This window comes from Pyxidicoccus caerfyrddinensis (genome assembly GCF_010894405.1).
In the GTDB taxonomy this organism is placed as follows: domain Bacteria; phylum Myxococcota; class Myxococcia; order Myxococcales; family Myxococcaceae; genus Myxococcus; species Myxococcus caerfyrddinensis.
On sequence record NZ_JAAIYA010000017.1, the window covers coordinates 165,364 to 185,393 of the forward strand.

20 protein-coding genes and 2 tRNA genes are annotated in these 20,030 nt (G+C 71.0%); 5 read left to right on the forward strand and 17 right to left on the reverse strand.

Annotated features, from left to right (window positions below; translation table 11 throughout):
- Positions 1 to 25: 25 nt before the first annotated feature.
- Positions 26 to 2,377: a rhamnosyltransferase WsaF family glycosyltransferase gene (locus G4D86_RS34105; RefSeq protein WP_163998293.1), complete on the forward strand. Its 2,352-nt coding sequence runs from the start codon at positions 26 to 28 to the stop codon at positions 2,375 to 2,377.
- 43 nt (positions 2,378 to 2,420) lie between these two features.
- On the opposite strand, the gene G4D86_RS34110 is transcribed toward G4D86_RS34105, so the two are convergent.
- The 9 genes from G4D86_RS34110 to G4D86_RS34150 all read right to left on the reverse strand — a co-directional run bounded on the left by G4D86_RS34110 (position 2,421) and on the right by G4D86_RS34150 (position 10,363).
- Entirely contained in the window at positions 2,421 to 3,851 is a 1,431-nt protein-coding gene (locus G4D86_RS34110; RefSeq protein ID WP_163998294.1) for a glycosyltransferase family A protein, read from the reverse strand.
- Positions 3,848 to 4,699: a glycosyltransferase family 2 protein gene (locus G4D86_RS34115; protein ID WP_163998295.1), complete on the reverse strand. Its 852-nt coding sequence runs from the start codon at positions 4,697 to 4,699 to the stop codon at positions 3,848 to 3,850. The genes G4D86_RS34110 and G4D86_RS34115 overlap by 4 nt, the downstream gene beginning before the upstream one ends.
- Positions 4,696 to 6,006 carry an ABC transporter ATP-binding protein gene (locus G4D86_RS34120; protein ID WP_163998296.1) on the reverse strand — a complete coding sequence of 437 codons (1,311 nt, stop codon included), beginning with the start codon at positions 6,004 to 6,006 and terminating at the stop codon, positions 4,696 to 4,698. The genes G4D86_RS34115 and G4D86_RS34120 overlap by 4 nt, the downstream gene beginning before the upstream one ends.
- The gene (locus G4D86_RS34125) at positions 6,003 to 6,782 is read right to left on the reverse strand and encodes an ABC transporter permease (RefSeq protein WP_163998297.1); all 780 of its coding nucleotides are present in this window, start codon (positions 6,780 to 6,782) and stop codon (positions 6,003 to 6,005) included. The genes G4D86_RS34120 and G4D86_RS34125 overlap by 4 nt, the downstream gene beginning before the upstream one ends.
- Before the next feature lie 163 nt (positions 6,783 to 6,945).
- Positions 6,946 to 7,020 (reverse strand) — tRNA-Gly (locus G4D86_RS34130).
- Between the two features lie 15 nt (positions 7,021 to 7,035).
- Positions 7,036 to 7,110, reverse strand: a tRNA-Gly gene (locus G4D86_RS34135).
- An 87-nt stretch (positions 7,111 to 7,197) separates the two neighbouring features.
- Positions 7,198 to 7,887, reverse strand: a complete 690-nt coding sequence (gene pgsA, locus G4D86_RS34140; RefSeq protein ID WP_163998298.1) for a CDP-diacylglycerol--glycerol-3-phosphate 3-phosphatidyltransferase — start codon at positions 7,885 to 7,887, stop codon at positions 7,198 to 7,200.
- A 12-nt stretch (positions 7,888 to 7,899) separates the two neighbouring features.
- Positions 7,900 to 9,714, reverse strand: a complete 1,815-nt coding sequence (locus G4D86_RS34145) for a tetratricopeptide repeat protein (RefSeq protein WP_163998299.1) — start codon at positions 9,712 to 9,714, stop codon at positions 7,900 to 7,902.
- Positions 9,671 to 10,363, reverse strand: coding sequence for a lytic transglycosylase domain-containing protein (locus tag G4D86_RS34150; RefSeq protein WP_163998300.1), 693 nt, complete (start codon positions 10,361 to 10,363; stop codon positions 9,671 to 9,673). Before G4D86_RS34150 ends, G4D86_RS34145 begins: the two co-directional genes overlap by 44 nt.
- An 89-nt stretch (positions 10,364 to 10,452) precedes the next feature.
- Here G4D86_RS34150 and nadB point away from each other — a divergent pair, with 89 nt between their 5' ends.
- The 3 genes from nadB to G4D86_RS34165 are packed head-to-tail and all read left to right on the forward strand — an operon-like array spanning position 10,453 to position 13,375.
- Positions 10,453 to 12,042 (forward strand): L-aspartate oxidase, encoded by a 1,590-nt coding sequence (gene nadB / locus G4D86_RS34155; RefSeq protein ID WP_163998301.1) that lies wholly within the window; start codon positions 10,453 to 10,455, stop codon positions 12,040 to 12,042.
- 6 nt (positions 12,043 to 12,048) lie between these two features.
- Positions 12,049 to 12,780 (forward strand): rhomboid family intramembrane serine protease, encoded by a 732-nt coding sequence (locus G4D86_RS34160; RefSeq protein WP_163998302.1) that lies wholly within the window; start codon positions 12,049 to 12,051, stop codon positions 12,778 to 12,780.
- Between the two features lies 1 nt (position 12,781).
- The gene (locus G4D86_RS34165) at positions 12,782 to 13,375 is read left to right on the forward strand and encodes an LOG family protein (RefSeq protein ID WP_163998303.1); all 594 of its coding nucleotides are present in this window, start codon (positions 12,782 to 12,784) and stop codon (positions 13,373 to 13,375) included.
- A 28-nt stretch (positions 13,376 to 13,403) separates the two neighbouring features.
- On the opposite strand, the gene G4D86_RS34170 is transcribed toward G4D86_RS34165, so the two are convergent.
- From G4D86_RS34170 to G4D86_RS53210, 3 genes are read right to left on the reverse strand one after another with little or no spacing between them, the layout of a single operon-like run.
- Positions 13,404 to 14,033 carry a hypothetical protein gene (locus G4D86_RS34170; protein WP_163998304.1) on the reverse strand — a complete coding sequence of 210 codons (630 nt, stop codon included), beginning with the start codon at positions 14,031 to 14,033 and terminating at the stop codon, positions 13,404 to 13,406.
- Entirely contained in the window at positions 14,030 to 14,596 is a 567-nt protein-coding gene (pyrE, locus tag G4D86_RS34175) for an orotate phosphoribosyltransferase (RefSeq protein ID WP_163998305.1), read from the reverse strand. Before pyrE ends, G4D86_RS34170 begins: the two co-directional genes overlap by 4 nt.
- A gap of 3 nt (positions 14,597 to 14,599) precedes the next feature.
- Positions 14,600 to 15,286, reverse strand: coding sequence for a ParB/RepB/Spo0J family partition protein (locus G4D86_RS53210; RefSeq protein WP_240360622.1), 687 nt, complete (start codon positions 15,284 to 15,286; stop codon positions 14,600 to 14,602).
- 12 nt (positions 15,287 to 15,298) lie between these two features.
- Here G4D86_RS53210 and G4D86_RS53215 point away from each other — a divergent pair, with 12 nt between their 5' ends.
- Complete coding sequence (locus tag G4D86_RS53215) at positions 15,299 to 15,487, forward strand: hypothetical protein (protein WP_240360623.1); 189 nt, start codon at positions 15,299 to 15,301, stop codon at positions 15,485 to 15,487.
- A 295-nt stretch (positions 15,488 to 15,782) separates the two neighbouring features.
- Here the strand turns inward: G4D86_RS53215 and bacP are convergent, their stop codons facing one another.
- Genes bacP through G4D86_RS34205 form a run of 5 tightly spaced genes read right to left on the reverse strand, consistent with a single transcriptional unit; the run spans position 15,783 to position 19,984 of the window.
- A complete protein-coding gene (gene bacP / locus G4D86_RS34185; protein WP_163998307.1) occupies positions 15,783 to 16,478 on the reverse strand; it encodes a bactofilin BacP in 696 nt (231 codons plus the stop codon).
- 3 nt (positions 16,479 to 16,481) lie between these two features.
- Positions 16,482 to 16,805, reverse strand: a complete 324-nt coding sequence (locus G4D86_RS34190) for a bactofilin family protein (protein WP_002636698.1) — start codon at positions 16,803 to 16,805, stop codon at positions 16,482 to 16,484.
- Between the two features lie 55 nt (positions 16,806 to 16,860).
- On the reverse strand, positions 16,861 to 17,202 hold the full coding sequence (gene bacN, locus G4D86_RS34195) for a bactofilin BacN (protein WP_163998308.1): 342 nt from the start codon (positions 17,200 to 17,202) through the stop codon (positions 16,861 to 16,863).
- Between the two features lie 55 nt (positions 17,203 to 17,257).
- The gene (locus tag G4D86_RS34200; RefSeq protein ID WP_163998309.1) at positions 17,258 to 18,097 is read right to left on the reverse strand and encodes an alpha/beta hydrolase; all 840 of its coding nucleotides are present in this window, start codon (positions 18,095 to 18,097) and stop codon (positions 17,258 to 17,260) included.
- 12 nt (positions 18,098 to 18,109) lie between these two features.
- Positions 18,110 to 19,984, reverse strand: coding sequence for a tetratricopeptide repeat protein (locus G4D86_RS34205; protein ID WP_163998310.1), 1,875 nt, complete (start codon positions 19,982 to 19,984; stop codon positions 18,110 to 18,112).
- Between the last annotated feature and the right edge of the window lie 46 nt (positions 19,985 to 20,030).

Consider the following 20,030-nt stretch of genomic DNA (forward strand, 5'->3'; position numbering starts at 1 on the left):
AGGGGCCGACTGTCAAGCAGAGATCATGAAACAAGACACCCCGTTGGTGACCGTCATCATCCCCGTCAAGAACGGCGGGTCCCTGCTGCGCGAGTGTCTCGCCGCGGTCTTCCACCAGAAGACGGACTTCCCCTTCGAGGTGCTCTGCATCGACAGCGGCTCGACGGATGACTCGCTGGACATCATCCGGGACTTCCCCGCCCGCCTGATGGAGATCGACCCGAGCACCTTCGGGCATGGCCGGACGCGCAACCTGGGCATCCAGCACAGCCACAGCCCGTTCGTCGCGCTCATCACCCAGGACGCCGTCCCGGCGGACCGCTCCTGGCTGCGTGAGCTGGTCGCCCCGATGCGGGAGAACGACGAGGTGGCCGGGGTGTTCGGCCGCCACGCGCCTCACCCGGGCTGCATGCCGGCCGAGGCGTACATGCTGGAGCGGCACTTCGCCAACTTCGGCGCCGACACCACCCTGTTCCGCATCAAGACCGGGCCCGAGGGGTGGGAGCACTACCGGCTGAACAAGGCCTTCTACCGGTTCTTCTCCGACAACAACGCCGCCCTGCGGCGCTCGGTGTGGACCCGCATCCCCTACCGGGACGTGGAGTTCATGGAAGACCAGCTGTGGGCCGCGGACATCCTGGAGGCCGGCTACATCAAGGCGTACGCCCCCCGCTCGGTGGTGCGCCACAGCCACAACTACTCGCCCCTGGTGCAGGCGCGCCGCACGTTCGATGAGGCGCGCTACCACCGCGAGTACTTCGACGAGCCCGACATGCCGGGCCTCCGCCGGCTGCTGAGCAACGGCCTGCGCCAGTCGCGCCAGGACGTGCAGCAGCTGCTGGCCGACGCGAGGGAGAAGGACAAGCTCTCCAAGGCGGCGGTGGCGGTAGGCCGCAACATGGGCCAGGCCTTGGGCTGGTTCCTCGGGGACCGGCACGAGCTGCTGCCCGAGGCCGTGACTCGCCGCATCTCCCTGCACCACCAGATGAAGGGGGATGCGCACGCGCGCGTGGCCGGCTCCAGCCTGCTGGGGGACGCGCGCAAGGCGCTGCGGAGCTCCCTGGCGGCGCGCGGCCAGCTCGACACGGTCAGCCTGCTGGGCCACAAGGTGATGCACAGCTGGCGGGAGTACCGCCGGGAGGGCATCTCCCGGGCGCTGCTGACGGCGCATCGCGCCCTGAGGACGCCCGCCAAGGAGCCTCGGGGCTGGTGGGAGCTGGACCACTACCGCCTCCTGGCGCAGCCACCGAGGGCCCGCGCCGTGATGCCGCCTCCGGCCTCGCGCACGCTGGACCCGGAGCACCTGGTCATCAACTGGGTGATTCCGCCCTTCGGGCGCGGCGGAGGTGGCCACATGACCATCTTCCGCACCATCCACTTCCTGGAGCGCCTGGGCCACCGCTGCCGCGTGTACATGGTGGACAGCCACGGGCTGCCCCCCGAGCCGCTGCTGCTGCAGGCGATGGTCCACCACTGGTTCCTGCCCATCCAGGCCCCCGTCCTGCATCTGGAGGAGGACAAGGAGATGGAGCCGGCGGACATCGTCATGGCGACCGCCTGGCACACCGCCTACCGGGTGAGGGCCAGCAACTGCGCGCCGGTGAAGGCGTACTTCATCCAGGACTACGAGCCGGCCTTCTTCGGGGTGGGCGCCGAGTGGCAACTGGCCGAGGACACCTACCGCTTCGGCTTCTATGGGCTCACCGCGGGCCCGTGGCTCGAGTCCCTGATGCGCACCAAGTACGGCATGCACGCCCGGAGCTTCCAGCTCGGGGTGGACCATGACGTCTACTACCCGGATCCGGTGCTGCGTGACGGCAAGCGCAAGGTGTTTGCCTACATGCGCCCGAACACCACCCGCCGGGGCTTCGAGCTGGTGGCGCTGGCGCTGGGGCAGGTGAAGGCGCGCTTCCCGGAGGTGGAAATCCACATCGCCGGGGCGGAGCTGCCTCCCTCGGCGCTGCCCTTCCCCTTCGTCTCGCACGGGGTGCTGGACTTCGACGGACTGCGGCGGGTGTTCTCCGCCAGCGACGTGGCGCTGTGCCTCTCCTTCACCAACTACAGCCTGCTGCCCCAGGAACTGGCCGCGTGTGGCTGCCCGGTGGTGGACATCGACCTGGAGAGCACCCGCGCCGCCTACCCCGAGGGCGCCGTGGTGCTGGCTCCCCCCACGGTGTCGGGCATCGCTCAGGAAGTCTGCCGCCTGCTCGAGGATGAGTCGCTGCGCCAGCGGCTGATTGCCGCGGGCTTCCAGTACGTGCGCGGCCTCTCCTGGGAGAAGGCCGTGCTCCAGACGGCGGACGCGCTGAAGGAGTTCGCACTGCTCGGCACCGGCAGGGCGACCCAGCCGGCGCCGTTACTGGGCGTGGTGCGGTAGCAGCGGCAGGCGTCACCCGCCCGCCAGGGGAGCCCTGGCGGGGTCAGGGCTCGCGGCGCTGCTTCAGCCGCTCCGCGAGCGCCCGCACCGTGGCGTGGACCCCGGGAACGGCGCGGATGCGCGCGTTCAAATCGTCGACGAGGCGGTGGCGGAACTCACGGGCGCTCAAGCCCTCCTCGCGGGCCCGCGCCACGCGCTCCTCCCAGACGGCCACGGTGCGCAGCAGCCACGTCTCCGCCGCCGGAGGGGACGTCACCCGAACGCTCGCGGGCGCACCCTCCTGGCGCACCTCGCACGAGGCGATGCCGGCGACGAAGACCGGCTCGAAGAGCGCGCCCAGCCGCACGGGGAGGTCCGGCAGTCGCCCGCCGGCCGGGTCATCGGTGGCCAGGGGAAGGGCCCCCACGCGGGCCCGGTCGACGACCAGCGCGAGGAAGAGCGCCGGGTCCTTCAGCAGGTGCTCCAGCTCCAGCCGCTCCCCCAGGGGGAAGGGGATTTTCGCGCGCACATAGGGCAGGCCTCCCACGGTGGGCACCCATTCCGTGTGGAAGGCGCGCGCCACCGCCCAGGCCGCCGGACCTTCCTCCAGCGCGCGGACGAGCCGCGTGAAGTGGCCCGGGTACACCACGCAGCGGGCATCCAGGAAGGACAGGTACTGCCCGCGCGCCTGACGCACGGCCTCGGCCAGCACGCCCCCGGGCGCGGCATGCACGGTCCGCGCGGTGAAGGTGCCAAGCCGGGCGTAGCGCTCCAGCAGGGCCCGCGCGGCGGACAGGTCCTGCCCCTCCGGGGCGGCGAGGATGAGCTCCAGCGGGTGCTGCTCCTGGCACGCCAGCGAGAAGAGGGCCTCGTCCAACAGGCCCTGCGACGGCGCCTCGCCACACCAGAGCACCACGCTGAGCAGCCCCGGGACGAGCGCCGCCGGCGCATCCGGCACCACGGCGTAGGCGCCCTCCTCCACCTGCGTGGAGGGCGAGAGCTGGGCCAGCAGCGCGCGCAGGCTCCGCTCGGCGTCCTCGGCCAGGGCCGTGGTGCGTGGGGCACAGGGCCACACCTGGCGATGAGCGACGCGGTAGCCGGCCTCACGCAGCAGCGCCAGCAGGGCCGTCTCGGAGAGCCCGGGGCGTGCGGGCGCGGTGCCGACGAGCGTCTCCAGCAGCGCGCTGGCCGCCCCCGCGTTGCGCAGGGTGAAGAGCACCTCCGCCTCCGGCGCGCCGTGCCGCAGGGCCGCCAGCGCGGTGGCGTCCAGCCGCGCCACGCCCTCCTCGCCGAGCACCACGAAGGACGCAGAGAAGCCTGGAGGCGCCTTCCAGTCCGGCCCGGTGGCCTCGTACACCTCGCAGCCGCGCTCACGCAGCGCCCCCGCGAGGCCCCGGGCCTCGCCCACGAGGCCCACGCGAGCCCTGGCGCCCACCCGCCCGAGGACGAGTGTCTCCAGGAGCCCCCCCGCCTCACGCGCCAGGCCCGTGCTCACCAGCGCCTCCGGGCGAAGTCGAAGTGATGGCCGAAGTCCGCGACGCGCGCCAGGCGCCGCTCCGGCTTCGCGAGCTCCGGCGCGGCAAAGGGCTCACCGCCCAGCTCCGCGTACTCGCGCAGCCGCGCCCGGGTGAAGGCCGCGTCTCCGTACTTGGCCCCCAGCAGGGCCGCGCTGCGGCGCACCATCCGCTCCCGCGTCGCGCTGAGCTCGCGGGTGACGGTGTAGTGGTGCACGCGCGCCTCCGGGGCCACCCGGACGGACAGGCCCGCCGCCCGGGCGCGCCAGGACAGGTCCACGTCCTCGCAGTACATGAAGAAGCGCTCGTCGAAGCCACCCACGCGCGTGTAGGCCTCGCGGGTGACGAGCAGCACGCAGCCGCTGCACCACGGCGTCTCCCGCGTCCGCGGGTCATACGGCTTGGGATGCTCGTCCGGGAAGAGCCGTGCCTCCACCAGTCCGGTGTCCGGGCGCCGCTCCGCCTCGGCCACCAGCGCTCGCACGCAGTCCGGATGCAACACGCCATCCGGGTTGATGCAGACGTAGTGGCGCACGCCCGGCGTGCCGAAGGCCTCCGCCATGAGCCGGTTGTGCGCGGCACCGAAGCCCAGGTTGGCACCGGAGAAGCGGTAGTCCGCCCCCGGCATGCAGCGCGCCACCACCGCCCGGAGGCGCTCGTCGGGCGAGTTGTCCAGCCACTTCACCCCGAAAGCGGGTGCGCCCGGCGCCTCCCGGTTCCACGCGAGCGACGTGCACAGCCGCTCCAGTTCGCGCTCGGGGTTGCGGTACAACACGATGCCCAGCCAGACACCGGGTCCGCCCGCGGCTGTCGGGCCGGGCCCGCTCACGCGCCCACGGTCCTCACGGGGGACACACGCGCCCCGGCACCCTCCACCACCCAGCGGTGAGGCGGGCGCGTGACACCCTCGTCCGCCACGCCGGAGCGCACCTGGAAGGAACAGGTGGACTCGCTCGTCTCGAGCTTCCGCCCTTCCTTCCCGCACACCGTGACGGAGAAGGAATAGGCGCCCGCGGTGAGCCCGAGCCGGTCGATGAGCAGCCGCACCGTGCCGCTTCCCGCGGCCTCCACGTTCAGCGGCACCCCTTCCACGAAGGTGTTGGTCCGGTACGCCACGGTGCCGTCCGCGCGCTTCAGCTCCACCCCGAAGCCCAGGTCCGCCACCGCCTCGCGCGCGGTGAACGCCACGCGCAGCTCCAGGCCGTCCTCCGTGTCCACCGACTCCACCGCGGTGCCATCCCTGCGCGTCAGCAGGACCGAGTCCAGGCCGAGCGACAGGGCAGGCCGCGCGGGGGGCACCAGCGAGGGCAGCGCACCGCCGCCCGGCGCCAGCGCGGGCGCATCCATCACCATGCCCTGCTGCTCGGCCAGCGCCACCGCGCGGCGGTAGCTGCGAATGACTTCCGCGGGCGGGCCGAACTCGCGGATGCGCCCGGCGTCGATCCACGCCCCCAGGTCACACCATCTCTCCAGCGTGCCCAGGTCGTGCGTGACGATGACGATGGTCTTCCCGGCCCGCTTGAACTCCGTCATCTTCGCAAGGCTCTTCTTGCCGAAGTGCTCGTCACCCACGGCGAGAATCTCGTCGATGATGAGGATGTCCGGGTCCACGTGGGTGGCGACGGAGAACGCCAGCCGCATGTACATGCCGCTGGAGTACGTGCGGACCGGCTCGTCGATGAACTCGCCCAGCTCGCTGAAGGCGATGATTTCATCCATCCGGTCGCGGATCTCCGTACGGGACATGCCCAGGATGATGCCGTTGATGAGGATGTTCTCCCGGCCGGAGAAGTCCGGGTGGAAGCCCGCGCCCAGGTCCAGCAGCGCGGAGATGCGCCCATGGATGTCGATGGTGCCTGACGTCGGTGAGTAGATGCCGGTGATGAGCTTGAGGAGCGTGCTCTTCCCCGAGCCATTGCGGCCGATGACGCCCACGGTCTTTCCCCGCGGCACCACCAGGTCCACGCCGCGCAACGCTTCGATCATGGACTTGCCGTCCGCGTCGCGCTTGCCCCGCAGCCAGCGGACGATCTCGGACTTCAGCGTGGTGTACTCGCGCCGGATGGTGTTCTTCTTGAAGCGCTTCACCACGTTGCGGATGACGATGGCGTCCGGGGACGCAATGGCAATGGTCATACGAACTCCGCGAACTCCTCGCGCCTCCGCTCGAAGATGTTCGTGGCCACCCAGAGCAGTACGAGGGAGATGGCCATCCAGAGCGCCAGCGGCCCGGGGTCAGGCAGCCGGTGCTCGTAGAAGATGGCCTGGTAGGACGTCGTCATCACCGCCATGGGGTTGCCCAGCACGAGCAGCGTGTGGAACTCCGGCGGAATGGTGTTCGCCATGTAGAAGACGGGCGTGACGAAGAACCACATCGTCAGCAGGTTGCCGATGATCTGCTGCAGATCCCTGAACGTCACGTTGAGCGCGGACACCAGGTAGACGAGCGCCATCGTCACGCACAACTGGGTCAGCAGCACCACCGGGAACGCCACGATGTGCCACGTGGGGTAGCGCCCCTGGAACACGCCCAACAACACCATCAGCGGCAGCGACAGGAGGTAGTTGATCAGGTTGGTGGCGATGATGGTCGCCGGCAGCACCTGCGCCGGAAAGCGGACCTTCGTGAGCAGGTCCCTCCGGTCACTGATGGAGCTGGCGCCAGCCAGCAGCGACGTGGAGAACCAGATCCACGGCAGCAGGCCCACGAACACGAAGTACGTGTAGCTCTCGATCTTCTGCCGCATGTAGACGGTGAAGAGGAGCGAGTAGACGACCATCTGCAAGGTGGGATTGAGGAACGTCCACAGGAAGCCGAGCACCGAGTTGCGGTACCGGGCCTTCAGCTCCCGCTGGGTCAGGCTGAGCAGGAGCCCCCGGTACTGGTAGAGCTCACGCAGGTTGCGAATCATGCGGGCGTATCCATACAGCAAGCCGGCCGCATGAAGCGAGGATACGGGGCGAAGACCGTACCCACCGCTGGCCCGGCCGCATGCTGGGTGGCCGCGGCCGGGAAGCCATTCTTGGCGTTGAAAACAAAAAGGCCCCCTGGTTTCCCAGAGGGCCTTTTCGTTTTGGAGCGGGAAAAGGGATTTGAACCCTCGACCCTCGCCTTGGCAAGGCGATGCTCTACCGCTGAGCTATTCCCGCATCAGGAAGTTCAATTGGAGCGGGAAAAGGGATTTGAACCCTCGACCCTCGCCTTGGCAAGGCGATGCTCTACCGCTGAGCTATTCCCGCTTTTTGAACTTGCTTCCTGCTGACTTCTGGCCGTGGGGTGCGGCAGGCCAAAAGCGAAGGGGGGTATACAAAGCCGTGTCTGCCCCGTCAAACACTTTTCGCACCCGTGGGCTCGCCTCCACGCTTCGCGAGCATGGCGAGGAACGCACGGAAGTAGACGACAGCGCTCCACACCGAGAAGGCGCCCGAGAGGTAGACGAGCACCTTGCCCACGAGGTTGTAGTCCACGGGCACGTCGGTGGCGCCGATGCGCAGCGGGTGAACGTAGTGGACGCAGAGTGAAATGATGCCCACGAGCTGGAGGGACGTCTTCCACTTCCCCTCCTGGCCGGCGGCGATGACCATGCCCTCGCTGGCGGCAATGGTGCGCAGGCCGCTGACGATGAGCTCGCGCGCGAGCAGGACGATGACGACCCACGCGGCGATGCGGCCCAGCCGCACCATCATCACCAGGGCGGCCATGGCGATGAGCTTGTCGGCGAGCGGGTCCATGAACTTGCCGACGACGGTGATGAGGTTCCACTTGCGCGCCAGGTAGCCGTCAATCACATCGGTGATGGAGGCCACGGCGAAGACGAGCCCCGCCCACAGCGAGTTGAGGGGGTCCGCGTCGTAGGTGAGCCAGACGAAGAGCGGGATGAGGAGGATGCGCCCCAGCGTGAGCATGTTGGGGAGGTTCCAGAACTCCTGCACCAGCACGCTGGGCTGGCGCTCCGCGCGGCGGCGCGCCCGCTCCTCGCGCTTCAGCTTCTTCCGGGTCGCTCGGTCCGAGGCCATGGCACGCACCTTCTAGCGGACACCGAGGGCGATGAGGGCAAAACCTTCACCGCTCAGCTCCACCGCTGTCCGGAGCACTTCACCCGTGGGGGACTTGAGCAGCGGGACGACGCGGGGCGTGAGGTTTCCCTGCCAGCCCACCAGGTGCGTCAGCGGCACCGTCACCGCGCCATCCAGCCCCACCAGCACCGAGCGCAGCGGCCCCGGCAGGCTCAAGAGCACCCTGCCCTGCCCGCGCAGGTGCACCAGGTCCAGGTCCGGCGCGATGTCCGACGGCACGCGTCCGTTCTCGAACATCACCGGCTCTTCGAAGGCGAAGATGCACTCGTCGCGGAAGTAGGCGGACTCGTCGCCCAGGTCCACCGCGAGGAAGGTGCGCTTCTCGGAGGGCTCCACGTAGAGGACGCCCTTGCCCCGGGCGCGCACCATCCGCGCCGGGCCCTCGCCGAAGGACTTGTCCGTGGCGCGGCCCCGGAAGCGCTTCATCTCCGGCTGGAAGGCGAGCTGGCCGCTGAAGGCCACCAGCCCGTCCAGCCGCGTGAGCAGCTCCCCATCCACCGCCACCGAGAAGCTCCCCTCGCCCAGCATGAACGGGTGCGCCGCGTCCGCGCCCGCCAGCGCCACGGCGGGCGCCAGCTCGGCCAGCGGCGGCACGGTGGTCACCGCGAGCGACTCGGCCGGTGTGGAGGGTGCCTGCGTCGGGACGGCGCCGGCCTCCACGGAGACAGGCGCGGCGCGGGGGGCGGTCTCCACCGCGGCACTGCTCGCTTCAGCAGGAGCCACCGCGTCGGGTGCCGACGGAGCGGCCGGGCCCGAGCCCGCCGTCCTGGGCACCATGCCGGCGGGCCTCGCCACGGCGCGCGTGAGCTGCAGCTTCGTCAGCGGCACCGGGGTGAGCGGCACGCTGGCGGCGAGCGCGGCGGACGTCTCCTCGAACTCCGACTCCGGGGTCCGCGCGGCCGGAGGCTCGTGCTGCGCCTCCATGGCCAGCTCCTCCGCGTCCTCGGGCGTGGCGGTGAGGACCGGCAGCTCCTCCCCACCCGACGGCGACAGGGCGCTGGGACCTTCGTCCTCGGCGAGGCGGATCTCCTCCTCTTCCGGCTCCTGTCGGGCCGCGGCGGCCAGCGCCGCGGCGCTCGACGTCGGCTTCGCTCCCGCGTCGAGGCCAAGCTGCGAGCCCCAGTCCCCCTCCGTCAGCCCGCCGGAGCGGGGCTGCGCGCGGGGAGGCTCGGTGGGGGCCGGAGCGGGCGCGGCCACCGGCTCACCGCCCTGCTCGCTGCCTTCCAGCTCGCCGAGGCCGCGGGCCCTCGCGGGCTGCGCGGGCGAGGGCCGGGAGAAGCCCTCGCCGGCAATCGCGCGGCTCATCTTCTCCGCCATGGCGTCGCTGCCGGCCAGGAGGAAGTGCTCGCGCGCGCGGCCGTACTCGCCCATCTGCGCGAGCGTGAGGCCCAGGTAGTTCTGCGCCTTCTGGTGCTCGGGGGCCAGGTCGGTGGCCGTCTCGAACTCGCGCGCGGCGCGCTGGAGCGCGCTCGTCTTCAGGTACACGAGGCCCAGGTTGACCCGCAGTGTCGGGTCCACCGGGTTGTCGCGCACCAGCATCTCGTAGAGCTCCGCCGCCCGGTCGAACATGCCGAGCTTGAAGTAGCAGAGGCCCAGCAGGTTCTGCGCCTTCTCCTGGCGGGGTTGGAGCTGGTGGGCGCGCTCCAGGAACTCCTTCGCCTCGATGACCTTCCCGGCGGCCAGCAGCTCGCCACCGCGGTAGAGCTGTTGGAGGAACTCGTCGTCAGCGGGGCTCGTCTCCCCCCGCCCCTTCGCGCGCGTCGTCATTCTGGGATGTGGGCTCGCGGGGGCCGCTCTCGTCGGTCCGCTCGCGCTCCTTGTAGTGGAAGTAGAGCTGGAGCACCTTGCGCACGTACCCCTGCGTCTCTTCGTAGGGGGGCACCTTGCCACCGTAGCGCTTCACCGCCTCGGGGCCGGCGTTGTACGCCGCAATCATCTTCACCATGTCGCCGTCGAACTGGTTGGCGAGCACGCGCAGGTAGCGCACCCCGCCCTCGATGTTGTCGCGCTCGTTGAAGATGTCCTTCACGTACATGTCCGACGCGGTGGCCGGCATCAGCTGCATCAGCCCGCTGGCGCCCTTGTTGCTCAGCGCGTTCGGGTTGAAGTTGCTCTCGGTGTGCATGATGGCGCGCACCAGCGCCGTGGGGATGCGGTAGCGCAGCGCCGCCGCCACGATGTGCGGGTCCAGCTCCGGCGGCGTCTTCCTGCGCCCCACCACCGGCGCGCTCTTCGTCGGCGCGGGCGTGAAGGAGCCCTTGAGCTGCTTCGCCTTCTTGGCGCCGGCGGGCGGGACATTCGTATAGACGATGGTCCCGTCCTTCTCGACGTAGCGGTAGATGGACTCGGACGCCCCCGCCGTCAGCGGCAGGGTCAGCAGGGCGGCGGATGCGAGGAGCGCGGAGAGGGCACGCATATCGGCAGCCCTCAACCTTAGACAAGCGCCGGAAAGTCCTCAAGAAAACGCCTTGTTTCCAGCACTTACAGTCGTTAAGGCTGTCCGCCATGCCCCATCGGTTCGACTTTCTCGTCCTAGGGAGCGGCGTGGCGGGCCTCTCGTTCGCCCTCCAGGCGGCCCGGCACGGCACGGTGGCCGTCGTCACCAAGCGGGAGCGCGGGGAGAGCAACACCGCCTACGCCCAGGGGGGCATCGCCAGCGTGCTGGCCCCCACCGACAGCTTCGACGCCCACATCGAGGACACCCTCGTGGCCGGCGCGGGCCTGTGCCACCGGGACGCGGTGGAAGTCACGGTGAAGGAAGGCCCCGAGCGCGTGCGCGAACTGGTGCAGCTGGGCGCGGACTTCAACAAGCACCTCTCCGGCGAGTTCGACCTGACGCGCGAGGGTGGCCACTCCGCCCGCCGCATCATCCACTCGGGGGACATCACCGGCCGCGAGGTGCAGCGCGCGCTGCTGGCCGCGTGTGACGAGGCGCCCAACATCGCCTTCTTCCCGCACACGGCCGCCATCGACCTCATCCTGGACCGGCGCATGCCCAACCCCAGCGCCCACCGGTGCCTGGGCGCGTACGCGCTCCTGGAGAACGGAAGCATCGAGCGCTTCCTGGCGAAGGTGACGGTGCTGGCCACCGGCGGCGCGGGCAAGGTGTACCTGTACACGTCCAACCCGGACGTGGCCACGGGCGACGGCGTGGCCATGGCGTACCGCGCGGGCGCGCGGGTGGCGAACATGGAGTTCTACCAGTTCCACCCCACCTGCCTGTACCACCCGGAGGCCAAGAGCTTCCTCATCAGCGAGGCGCTGCGCGGCGAGGGCGGCAAGCTGCGGCTCAAGGGCGGCGCCACCTTCATGGAGCGCTACCACTCCATGGGCGCGCTCGCCCCGCGCGACGTGGTGGCGCGCGCCATCGACGCGGAGATGAAGCGCACCGGCGACGAGTGCGTCTACCTGGACATGACGCACCTGGGCCGAGCCTTCCTCACCGAGCGCTTCCCCAACATCTACGCCACCTGCAAGGCCTTCAACATCGACATGGCCGTGCAGCCCATCCCCGTGGTGCCCGCGGCCCACTACCAGTGCGGCGGCGTGGTGACGGACCTGGACGGGCGCACCAGCGTGCCGGGGCTCTACGCCATCGGCGAGGTGGCCTGCACCGGCCTGCACGGCGCCAACCGGCTCGCGTCCAACTCGCTGCTGGAGGGGCTGGTGTTCGGCCACCGCGCGGTGACGGTGGCCTTCGAGGAGATGGCCGGCCTGCCCGCCCGCACCGAGGACCCGCCGGCCTGGGACGCGGGCAGCGCGGTGGAGTCGGACGAGAGCGTCGTCGTCACCCACAACTGGGACGAGATTCGCCGGCTGATGTGGAACTACGTGGGCATCGTCCGCACGGACAAGCGGCTGATGCGCGCGCGGCGCCGGTTGGAGCTGCTGCGCGAGGAGATTCGCGACTACTACTGGCACTTCAAGGTGACTCGCGACGTCATCGAGCTGCGCAACATCGCGGAGGTGGCCTACCTCATCGTCGACTGCGCCAGCCGCCGCAAGGAGAGCCGCGGCCTGCACTTCACGCTCGACTACCCGCACACCGACGACCACCACTGGCTGCGCGACACCGTGCTCTCCCGGGAGCTGTGAGTCGTCATGGCGTCCCGCCAGCGCGGCAGCATCCTGGATTCGCTCCCCTCCGGCCCCGGCCGTGGGGAGGGCGCGCCTCCTCCTCCCACAGGTCCCCTGCCCCGGCCCTGGGTGTGCCAGGTCCTCCTGGTGTGCGCGATAGCGCTCTTCGGGGCGGAGCAGTTCCTCCCGCTGTCCCGGTTCATCGCCGTGGACGGGGCTCGGGTGGGCGTGCTGCCGCCGCTGGGCCTGTACGGGCCCGCCGTCCAGGCCGGCCAGTACTGGAGACTTCTGGGCGCGGTGCTGGAGCACGGTGGGGCGCTGCACCTCGTCTTCAACATGTCGGTGGTGGTGACGCTCGGCTTCACGCTGGAGCGCGGCATCGGCAGCCTGCGCTTCCTGGGGCTGTCGCTCGTCGCCGCGCTGGGCGCGTCCACCTTCTCTCTCCTCTTCAACTTCAACACCATCACCGTGGGCGCGTCCGGGATGATTCTGGGGTGGGCGGGCGCCATGCTCCCCATCTCCACGCAGCAGGGCCGGCGGGAGCTGTTCATCTGGCTGGCGCAGGTGGCCGTCTTGAGCCTGCTGCCCTTCGTGAGCTGGGCCGGGCACCTGGGCGGCTTCCTCTTCGGGCTGCCTTGCGGGCTGGCCCTGCGAATGGGGGGCCGGGTGTACGCGCGCGCCCTGCCCATCCTCCTCTTCCTCAGCCTCGTGGTGGCGCTCTTCGCCGCGCACCCCGAGCGGCGCGGGGGCCTGTGACATGGAAGTGAAGAGCGTCTGTGTGTTCTGCGGCTCGCGCCCCGGCGCGCGTCCCGAGTACGTCGAGTCCGCCACGCGGATGGGCGCCGAGCTGGCGCGGCGCGGCCTGACGCTCGTCTACGGCGGGGCCAGCGTGGGCATCATGGGCGCGGTGGCCGACGGCGCGCTGTCCGCCGGTGGCAGGGTGGTGGGCGTGCTGCCCGGCTTCATGGGCCCGAAGGAGCTTGCCCACCCGGGCCTCACGGAGCTGCACATGGTGGGCTCCATGCACGAGCGCAAGGCGCTGATGGCGGAGCGCGCGGACGCCTTCGTCGCCCTGCCCGGCGGCTTCGGCACGCTGGACGAGCTCTTCGAAATCGTCACCTGGGCCCAGCTCGGCTTGCACCGCAAGCCCATGGGGCTGTTGGACACGCGCGGCTACTTCCAGCCGCTGGTGGCCATGGCGCGGCACATGGCGCAGGAAGTCTTCGTCCCGGAAGCGCAGGCCCTGCCCTTCGCGGTGAGCGCCCTGCCCGAGGTGGTGGTGGACCGGCTGCTCGCCGGCCCCACCCTGCCGCCCGTGGAGAAGTGGCTGCGGCGCGGCACCCAGACGTGAGGCCGCGCGGGCCCGCACGCCGAGGCGGCTACTCCGCGGCCATCGTCATCTCGGCCTTCCCGAGCGCCGAGGCCATGCGGAACGTCACCTGCTTCGTCCCCGGGGGGATGACGGGCTGGCCGTTGGACAGCGTGGTGGGGAACTGCACCTTCCAGCCCGTCCAGAAGACGTCCGTGTACGGGTAGTACGCCCGCGTGTCGAGGTTCACCCGGCCGACCCGGATGATGCGCGTGGGCGTCACCTCGCCCGCGGGCGTCACCAGCGCGAGGCGCCAGATGGAGGTCTTCAGGTCGAAGCCGCCGTAGCGGTAGTCGTTGAGGTGCACGCCGAGGAAGAACTCGTGCACCTCGGCGGCCGCGGTGCGCTCCTCCGCGAGCAACTGCTCCACCTTGTTGGCCGGCAGCACCTGGAAGGCCGCCCGGCGGCGCACCCGGGCCTCGCGGAAGGCCGGCGTCTGCAGCGTGACCCCCGCGAAGACGCGCGTGTTGAAGCCGTCGTAGATTTCCTTCCGGCCCGAGTACTTCTCCAGGACCGACTGGTAGGCCTCCTCGGCCTGCTCGTCCTCGAGCGACGGTGCGTGCTCCCCGACGGTGGGCGGCGTGGTGACGCAGCCGGCCAGCAGGGCCAGCAGCGCCACGGTGACGAACGGCTTCCTCACGGGATGAAGTCCTTGCGGGTGAACAGGGTGAACAGCCGGTGGCCGGCGGCTTCCACGGCCTCGCGTCCACCCTCCAGCCGGTCCACCAGCGCGAAGGCGCCCAGCACCTTCAGGCCTTCCACCTGGGCCCGCTCGATGGCCTTCAGCGTGGAGGCGCCCGTCGTGACGACGTCCTCGACGATGGCCACCGCCGCGCCCGCGGGCATGCCACTGAGGCCTTCAATCCACTGGCCGGTGCCATGGCCCTTGGGCTCCTTGCGGACGATGAAGGCGGGGAGCGGGTGGCCGGACAGGTAGCCGGTGAGGCTCACCGCCGACGCCAGCGGGTCCGCGCCCAGCGTCAGTCCGCCCACGCCCATCGCCTGGGGCGCGTCGCGGCGGATGGCCTCCAGGAGCAGCCGGCCAATGAGGAAGTGCCCCTCGGCGAGCAGCGCCGTGCGCTTGCAGTCGATGTAGAAGTCCGACTCCTTGCCGGACGAAAGCACCACGCGCCGCCGCTCGAAGGAGCGCTCCGTGAGCAGCTCCAGCAGCCGGGCACGGTCGCGCGCGAGCGGTTCCGCCATGGTCTACAAACCCTCCAGGTAAGCCACCAGCTCCGACGAGTACCGCAGCTGCATCAGGAGCTCCGCCTTGCGCGAGTCGTCCAGCGCGGCGAACACGTCCGCCAGCAGCGAGAGGTCCTGGTTGATGGCCCCCAGCCGCTGCGAGACTTCCGACGCCAGCTCGTCGGCGTCGATTTCCTCTTCCACGCCCTCGGGAGCCAGCGTGTCCTCGGTGGCGAGCGCCTTCTCCAGCATGTCGCGCACCGCCGCGGTCAGCCGGCCCTGCGACTCCAGCTGCTCGCGCTTGGCCTCCAGCACCTCCGGCTCCACCGGGGTGGCGTGGATGGCATCCGCCAGGGACATGAGGAGCGCGTCCTCGTCCGACAGGCCCATGTGCACGCGCGCCTGCACCGCGTCCCGCTTGAGGAAGCGCAGCGCGGCCACGCGACGGAAGCCGCAGACCAGCTGGTAGCCGTCGTCGCCGACCGGACGCACGTCCACCGGGAACAGCTGCCCCAGCCGCGCGATGTCCGTGGCCAGCCCGGACACGTCATCCTCCGGACGCAGACGGAACGTGTCGTCGTCCCGGAGCTTCTCCAGCGGCATCAGCACCAGCGTCACCCGCCCCGCCAGGCGCTCCTCCGGAGCGGACAGCCCTTCCGGCAGCCCGCCCTCGTCGGTCTCCTGCTCGGACTCGTCCTCCGTCGCCACCTGGGACTCCTCATGCTGCTCGGAACCACCCTGCGCCTCGGCCCCGGGCTCGCCGCCCGGCGAGGCCTCGCGCGAAGCATCCTGGGAGGACTCGCCTCCCTCGACACGCTGCTCACCGGAGGAGGGCTCTCCTCCGTGCTGCTCGCCACCCTCGGGCTGACCGCCCTCGGCGCGCTGCTCACCGGGGGGAGGCTCACCTGACGGGCCAGACTCTGACGGGCCAGCCTCGGTCCGGTGCTCACCCTCAGGGTGGCCACCAGCCTGGTGCTCGCCGTGCGATTCGCCCTCGGCGCGGTGCTCACCGGGCGCACCTCCCGCGTGTCCGCCCTCCCCCGAGCGCGACTGGCCCTCGGTGGGCTCGGACGATGTCGAGCCACCCTCCGGAGAAGTCCCCGGTATCCCTTCCTGTCCGTCAACCCTGTGCTCGGCGTCCATGGCGGCACCCCTGGTCTGCCCACCCCCGCGCCACCGGAGTCGGTGGCGCGGGTGATGCGCTCTAGCGGGCCTTCTTCTTCACCACGACCTTCTTCTTAGCACCAGCACCCAACACGGACGGCGGCTCGGCACTGGTTGCCTGCTCAACCGGCGCGGGCGCCGGACGGGCCTCCACGCGCGTGGGCGGCGGAGGCGGAGGCATCGGCTTGGCCCCCGGACGAGCGGCCGGCGCCGCCGGAGCCGGGGCCGGACGCGTGGCGGCCGGAGGCGGCGCCGTGCGCGCGGGCGGCGGAGGCGGCGTCGGACGCGCGGCCGGAGGTGCCGGACGCGCCGGGGTGGTGGTGGGACGCGCCGTCGTCGTCGGACGCGCCACCGTGGGGCGCTCCGCCGGCAGCCGGCCCGGCTCCACGTCGCCCATGTCCACGCGGCCGCGGAAGCTGGCGCCGTCCACGATGATGACGCGCGGGGCGTGGATGTCGCCCACCATGCGGCCCTCGCGGGTGAGCTCCACGCTCTCCGTGGCGTTGATGTTGCCCACCACCACGCCGCTGACGATGGCGTTCTTCACCGCCACGTTCGCCTTCACCACGCCGGAGGGCTCGACAATGAGCGTCCGGCTGAGCGTCAGCTCACCCTCGACCCGTCCACGGACGGTGAGGTCCTCGTCGCCCGTCAACCGGCCGCTGATGAGGATGGAAGGCCCCACCACGGTGTTGTTGACGTTGTTGCTGCTCGAGAGCTCCTTCGGAGTGGCCACGAATCAGCGCTCCTTCATGTCCATGTCGACGTTGCCCTTGAAGGAGGCACCATCGGCGATGAGGATGCGCGGCGCCTTGATGTCGCCCACCACGCGGCAGTCCGTCTTCAGCTCGACCTTGTCGCTGGCGACGATGTTGCCCGTCACCCGGCCGGCAATCTCCACGTTCTGCGTCTCGATGTCCGCCTCGACGACGCCGCTGCCCTCGACGTACAGGCTCTCCTTGAGGGAGATCTTCCCCTTCACGGTGCCCTGGATGACCAGGTCCTCGTCTCCGGAGATTTCCCCGTCGATGACGATGCTCGAGCCAATGACCGTATTCGCCATGAGTGTTGTCCGCCCCTCTCGAAAGGTGTTTGCCGTGCGGTGCGCGGCGTGAGTCTCAGATGTCGTCCGGCAGCTTCACGTCCATCTCGATGGAGCCGTTGAACACGGCCCCATCTTCGATGACGACGCGCGGCGCCTTGATGTCGCCAGCCACCTTGGCCGAAGCGTTGATGGCCACGCGAGTCGAGGCGTCGATGTTGCCGCTCGCCTCGCCGTTGATGGTCAACTCCTCGGCCCGGATGTCCGCCTGCACCTTTCCGGTGCTCTCGATGGTGAGGTGGTTCTTCAGGGCAATCTGCCCCTCCACCCGGCCCTCGATGACGAGGTCCCCACCTCCCGTGAGGTTGCCCTTGATGACAATGCCCTTGCCGATGATGCCCGTCTCACCCGTTGCCATGCGGTGACCTCACCCAGCGCCAGCTCCTCCGTAGGAGCCGGGCGACCTGATTATGTCAGAGATGCGCGGAGATCCAGCCGGAGATATCCCGGAACACCTCGGCCCGCCCCACCTCGTTGAGCGGTTCGTGGCGCATGCCGGGGTACTCCTTGAACTTCTTGTCCGCCGCCCCCGCCGCCTCGAAGAAGACCCGCGCCGCCGCCGGAGCGGCCACGCCGTCCTCCGCGCCGCACAGGACGAACAGCGGAGCTTGAATCTTCGGCGCCAGGAGCATCGCCTCGGCCTGGGCCTTGGTGGACTCCAGGAACCAGCGGGGCGTGACGACGGTGAGGTAGAGCGGGTCCTCGCGAGTGGCGCGCTGCACCTCCAGGTCCTTGCTCAGGGCCTCCACCGTCAGCTCCGTCTTCAGGGGCAGCCACGGCACCAGCCTCCCCACCGCGCGCGCGGCCAGGAGCTTCAGGGCCGGGGGCGTAATCGCCAGCTTGAGGTAGGGGGCTGACAGCACCACCCCGGACAGCCCCTCCACCTTGCGCTCGCCCATCCACTTCACGGCCATCAGCCCACCGTGGCTGTGGGCCAGCATGAAGGTCTTCTTCCCGCCCGCGTCCTTGCGCACCCGCTCCCAGAAGGTCTCCAGGTCGTCCACGAAGTGCGGCCAGGCCTCGCTGTAGCCCCGGCGTCCGTCCGCGCGGCCGTGGCCCCGGTAGTCGAAGCCGTGCACCGCGAAGCCGTCCGCGAGCAGCGCGTCCGCGACATACCCGTAGCGGCCGAAGTGGTCTCCGTAGCCGTGGACCACCGCCACATGGGCGCGCGGCTCGCCGTCCGGGAGGCTCGACTTCCAGAAGAGCCGGGTGCCATCCCTGCCGTTGAAGAAGCCCTCGTCGTGACGCGCCATAGGCGCATCAACTTAGCGGCCCGACGAACGCGTGGGTAGCGCCTTGAGCTTGCGCTCCAGCAACGCGCGCTGTCCGGGGGGCTCCGCCGACTCGGGGTCCAGCGCCAGGACCTCCAAGGCGCGGCGCCAGGCACCCGCGGCCTCCTCGCTCCGGGAGGCCCGCTGGTAGGCGTCCCCCAGGTGCTCGAGGATGACGGGCTCGTCCGGGGACAGCAGGGAGGCCCGCTCCAGCGCCTCCACCGCGCGCTGGTACTCGCCGCGCCGGAAGTACACCCACCCCAGCGAGTCCAGGAAGGCCCCCGTGTCCGGGTGCAGCTCCAGCGCGCGCAGCACCCGCCGCTCGGCCTCGTCCAGGTTCGTCCCCGACTGGGCCAGCAGGTAGCCCAGGAAGTTCAGCGCCGCAGCGTGGTCCGGGTCCACCTCCAGCACCGCCCGCATCCGCGCCAGCGCGCCGTCCACGTCGCCCTGCCGCTCGTGGGCCGCGCCCAGCACGTAGAGCAACTCCTCGTCCCGGGGGCTCTTCGCCACCACGTCGCGGAGCAGCGCCAGCGCCTCCGTTCCCCGGCCCTGCCGCTGGAGCGTGGAGGCCAGCGCGTCGTACAGCGTGGCGGAGGGCGCGGAGACCAGCCCCTCCTTCAGGACGGACTCCGCCTTCGCGGGCGCCCCACCCCGCTCCAGCGCGCGGGCGTACTGCGTCCGCACCTCCACGTCCTCCGGCGCGTCCTGGAGGGCGGCCTTGAGCAGCGCCAGGGCGCGAGGGTGCGCGCCGGCCAGCGACAGGCAGCGGGCGCGGCGCAGGCGGGCGTCGGCGAACACTTCCGAGGTGGCGGGCACGGCGGCGAAGGCCTCCGCCGCCTCGGCGAAGCGGCGCATCCGCTCCTGCACCAGGCCCGCGTAGTAGGCCAGCCGGGGCTCGTCCGCCCCCGCCTTCCGGGCCGCCTCCAGCACCTCCGCGGCGGCGGCCGGCTCGCGCGCGGCGAGGAAGCTGAAGGCCACCCGCACCACCGTCTCCGGCTCGGTGGACAGCGACAGCAGCCGGTCGAAATACGCCCGCGCCCGCACGGCGGAGCCGGCCTTGAGCGCGACCCGGCCCGCGGCCAGCAGCACCTCCTGGCTGTCCGGGTCTCTTCGCAGGGCGCGCGCGAGGGCGTCCTCGGCCTCGGCGGGACGGCCGGACTCCTCGTACAGCTTCGCCAGCGCGGCCAGCACCTCCACGTCGCCCGGGTCCCTCTTGCTGGCCTCGCCCAGCAGGCGCTCGGCGCGGAGGGCGTCGCCGCGCTCGGCCAGGGCCAGGCCCAGGCGCCGGTAGCCGGAGGCCTCGCCGGGCAGTGCCACCGCCAGCGCCTCCACCACCTTCACCGCCTCGTCGGGTGCGCCAGCCTCCAGGTTCAGCTGGGCCAGCACCAGGTAGGCCTCGGGCTCGCGCGACTTGAGGGCCACCGCGCGCCGCAGGTGCATGCGCGCCCGGGTGAAGCGGCCGGATTCCATCAGTACGCGGCCGAGCAGCACGTGGGCCGGGTAGTACGCCGGAGCGCGCTCCACGGCCCGGCGCAGCTCGCGCTCGGCCTTGTCCAAATCCCCCAGCCGCGCGTACTCCTCGGCCAGCCGGGTGAGCAGCAGCGGGTGCCCGTCATCCGTAGCCAGGGCCAGCCGCAGCGCGTCCACCGCGCCCCGGTGGTCCCCGGCATGGTGCAGCAGCCGCGCCTGGAGGTAGTTGGCGTAGCTGGCGGAGGACGAGAAGGACTCCTCTTCCGAGACCGCCGCGTCCATCGCCTCGCGCATGGCCTCGCGGTCCACATGCGGCCGCTTGGGCGGAGGGGCCGCGAGGGCCCCCTGCGCCACGAGGGCGCCCAGCAGGACGGAGACGAGGAGACGGGAGGGGCTCACGCGAGAGGAAGTCTAGCGTGGCCCCGTCCGGCTTGCAGGCGGACCG

What these genes read in the sequence shown, in the direction of transcription:
- G4D86_RS34105 (WP_163998293.1), top strand. Translation starts at nt 26, where the DNA reads ATGAAACAAGACACCCCGTTGGTGACCGTCATCATCCCCGTCAAGAAC.
- G4D86_RS34120 (WP_163998296.1), bottom strand. Translation starts at nt 6,006, where the DNA reads ATGACCATTGCCATTGCGTCCCCGGACGCCATCGTCATCCGCAACGTG.
- G4D86_RS34125 (WP_163998297.1), bottom strand. Translation starts at nt 6,782, where the DNA reads ATGATTCGCAACCTGCGTGAGCTCTACCAGTACCGGGGGCTCCTGCTC.
- pgsA (WP_163998298.1), bottom strand. Translation starts at nt 7,887, where the DNA reads ATGGCCTCGGACCGAGCGACCCGGAAGAAGCTGAAGCGCGAGGAGCGG.
- G4D86_RS34145 (WP_163998299.1), bottom strand. Translation starts at nt 9,714, where the DNA reads ATGACGACGCGCGCGAAGGGGCGGGGGGAGACGAGCCCCGCTGACGAC.
- G4D86_RS34150 (WP_163998300.1), bottom strand. Translation starts at nt 10,363, where the DNA reads ATGCGTGCCCTCTCCGCGCTCCTCGCATCCGCCGCCCTGCTGACCCTG.
- nadB (WP_163998301.1), top strand. Translation starts at nt 10,453, where the DNA reads ATGCCCCATCGGTTCGACTTTCTCGTCCTAGGGAGCGGCGTGGCGGGC.
- G4D86_RS34160 (WP_163998302.1), top strand. Translation starts at nt 12,049, where the DNA reads ATGGCGTCCCGCCAGCGCGGCAGCATCCTGGATTCGCTCCCCTCCGGC.
- G4D86_RS34165 (WP_163998303.1), top strand. Translation starts at nt 12,782, where the DNA reads ATGGAAGTGAAGAGCGTCTGTGTGTTCTGCGGCTCGCGCCCCGGCGCG.
- pyrE (WP_163998305.1), bottom strand. Translation starts at nt 14,596, where the DNA reads ATGGCGGAACCGCTCGCGCGCGACCGTGCCCGGCTGCTGGAGCTGCTC.
- G4D86_RS53215 (WP_240360623.1), top strand. Translation starts at nt 15,299, where the DNA reads ATGCTGCTCGGAACCACCCTGCGCCTCGGCCCCGGGCTCGCCGCCCGG.
- G4D86_RS34190 (WP_002636698.1), bottom strand. Translation starts at nt 16,805, where the DNA reads ATGGCGAATACGGTCATTGGCTCGAGCATCGTCATCGACGGGGAAATC.
- bacN (WP_163998308.1), bottom strand. Translation starts at nt 17,202, where the DNA reads ATGGCAACGGGTGAGACGGGCATCATCGGCAAGGGCATTGTCATCAAG.
- G4D86_RS34200 (WP_163998309.1), bottom strand. Translation starts at nt 18,097, where the DNA reads ATGGCGCGTCACGACGAGGGCTTCTTCAACGGCAGGGATGGCACCCGG.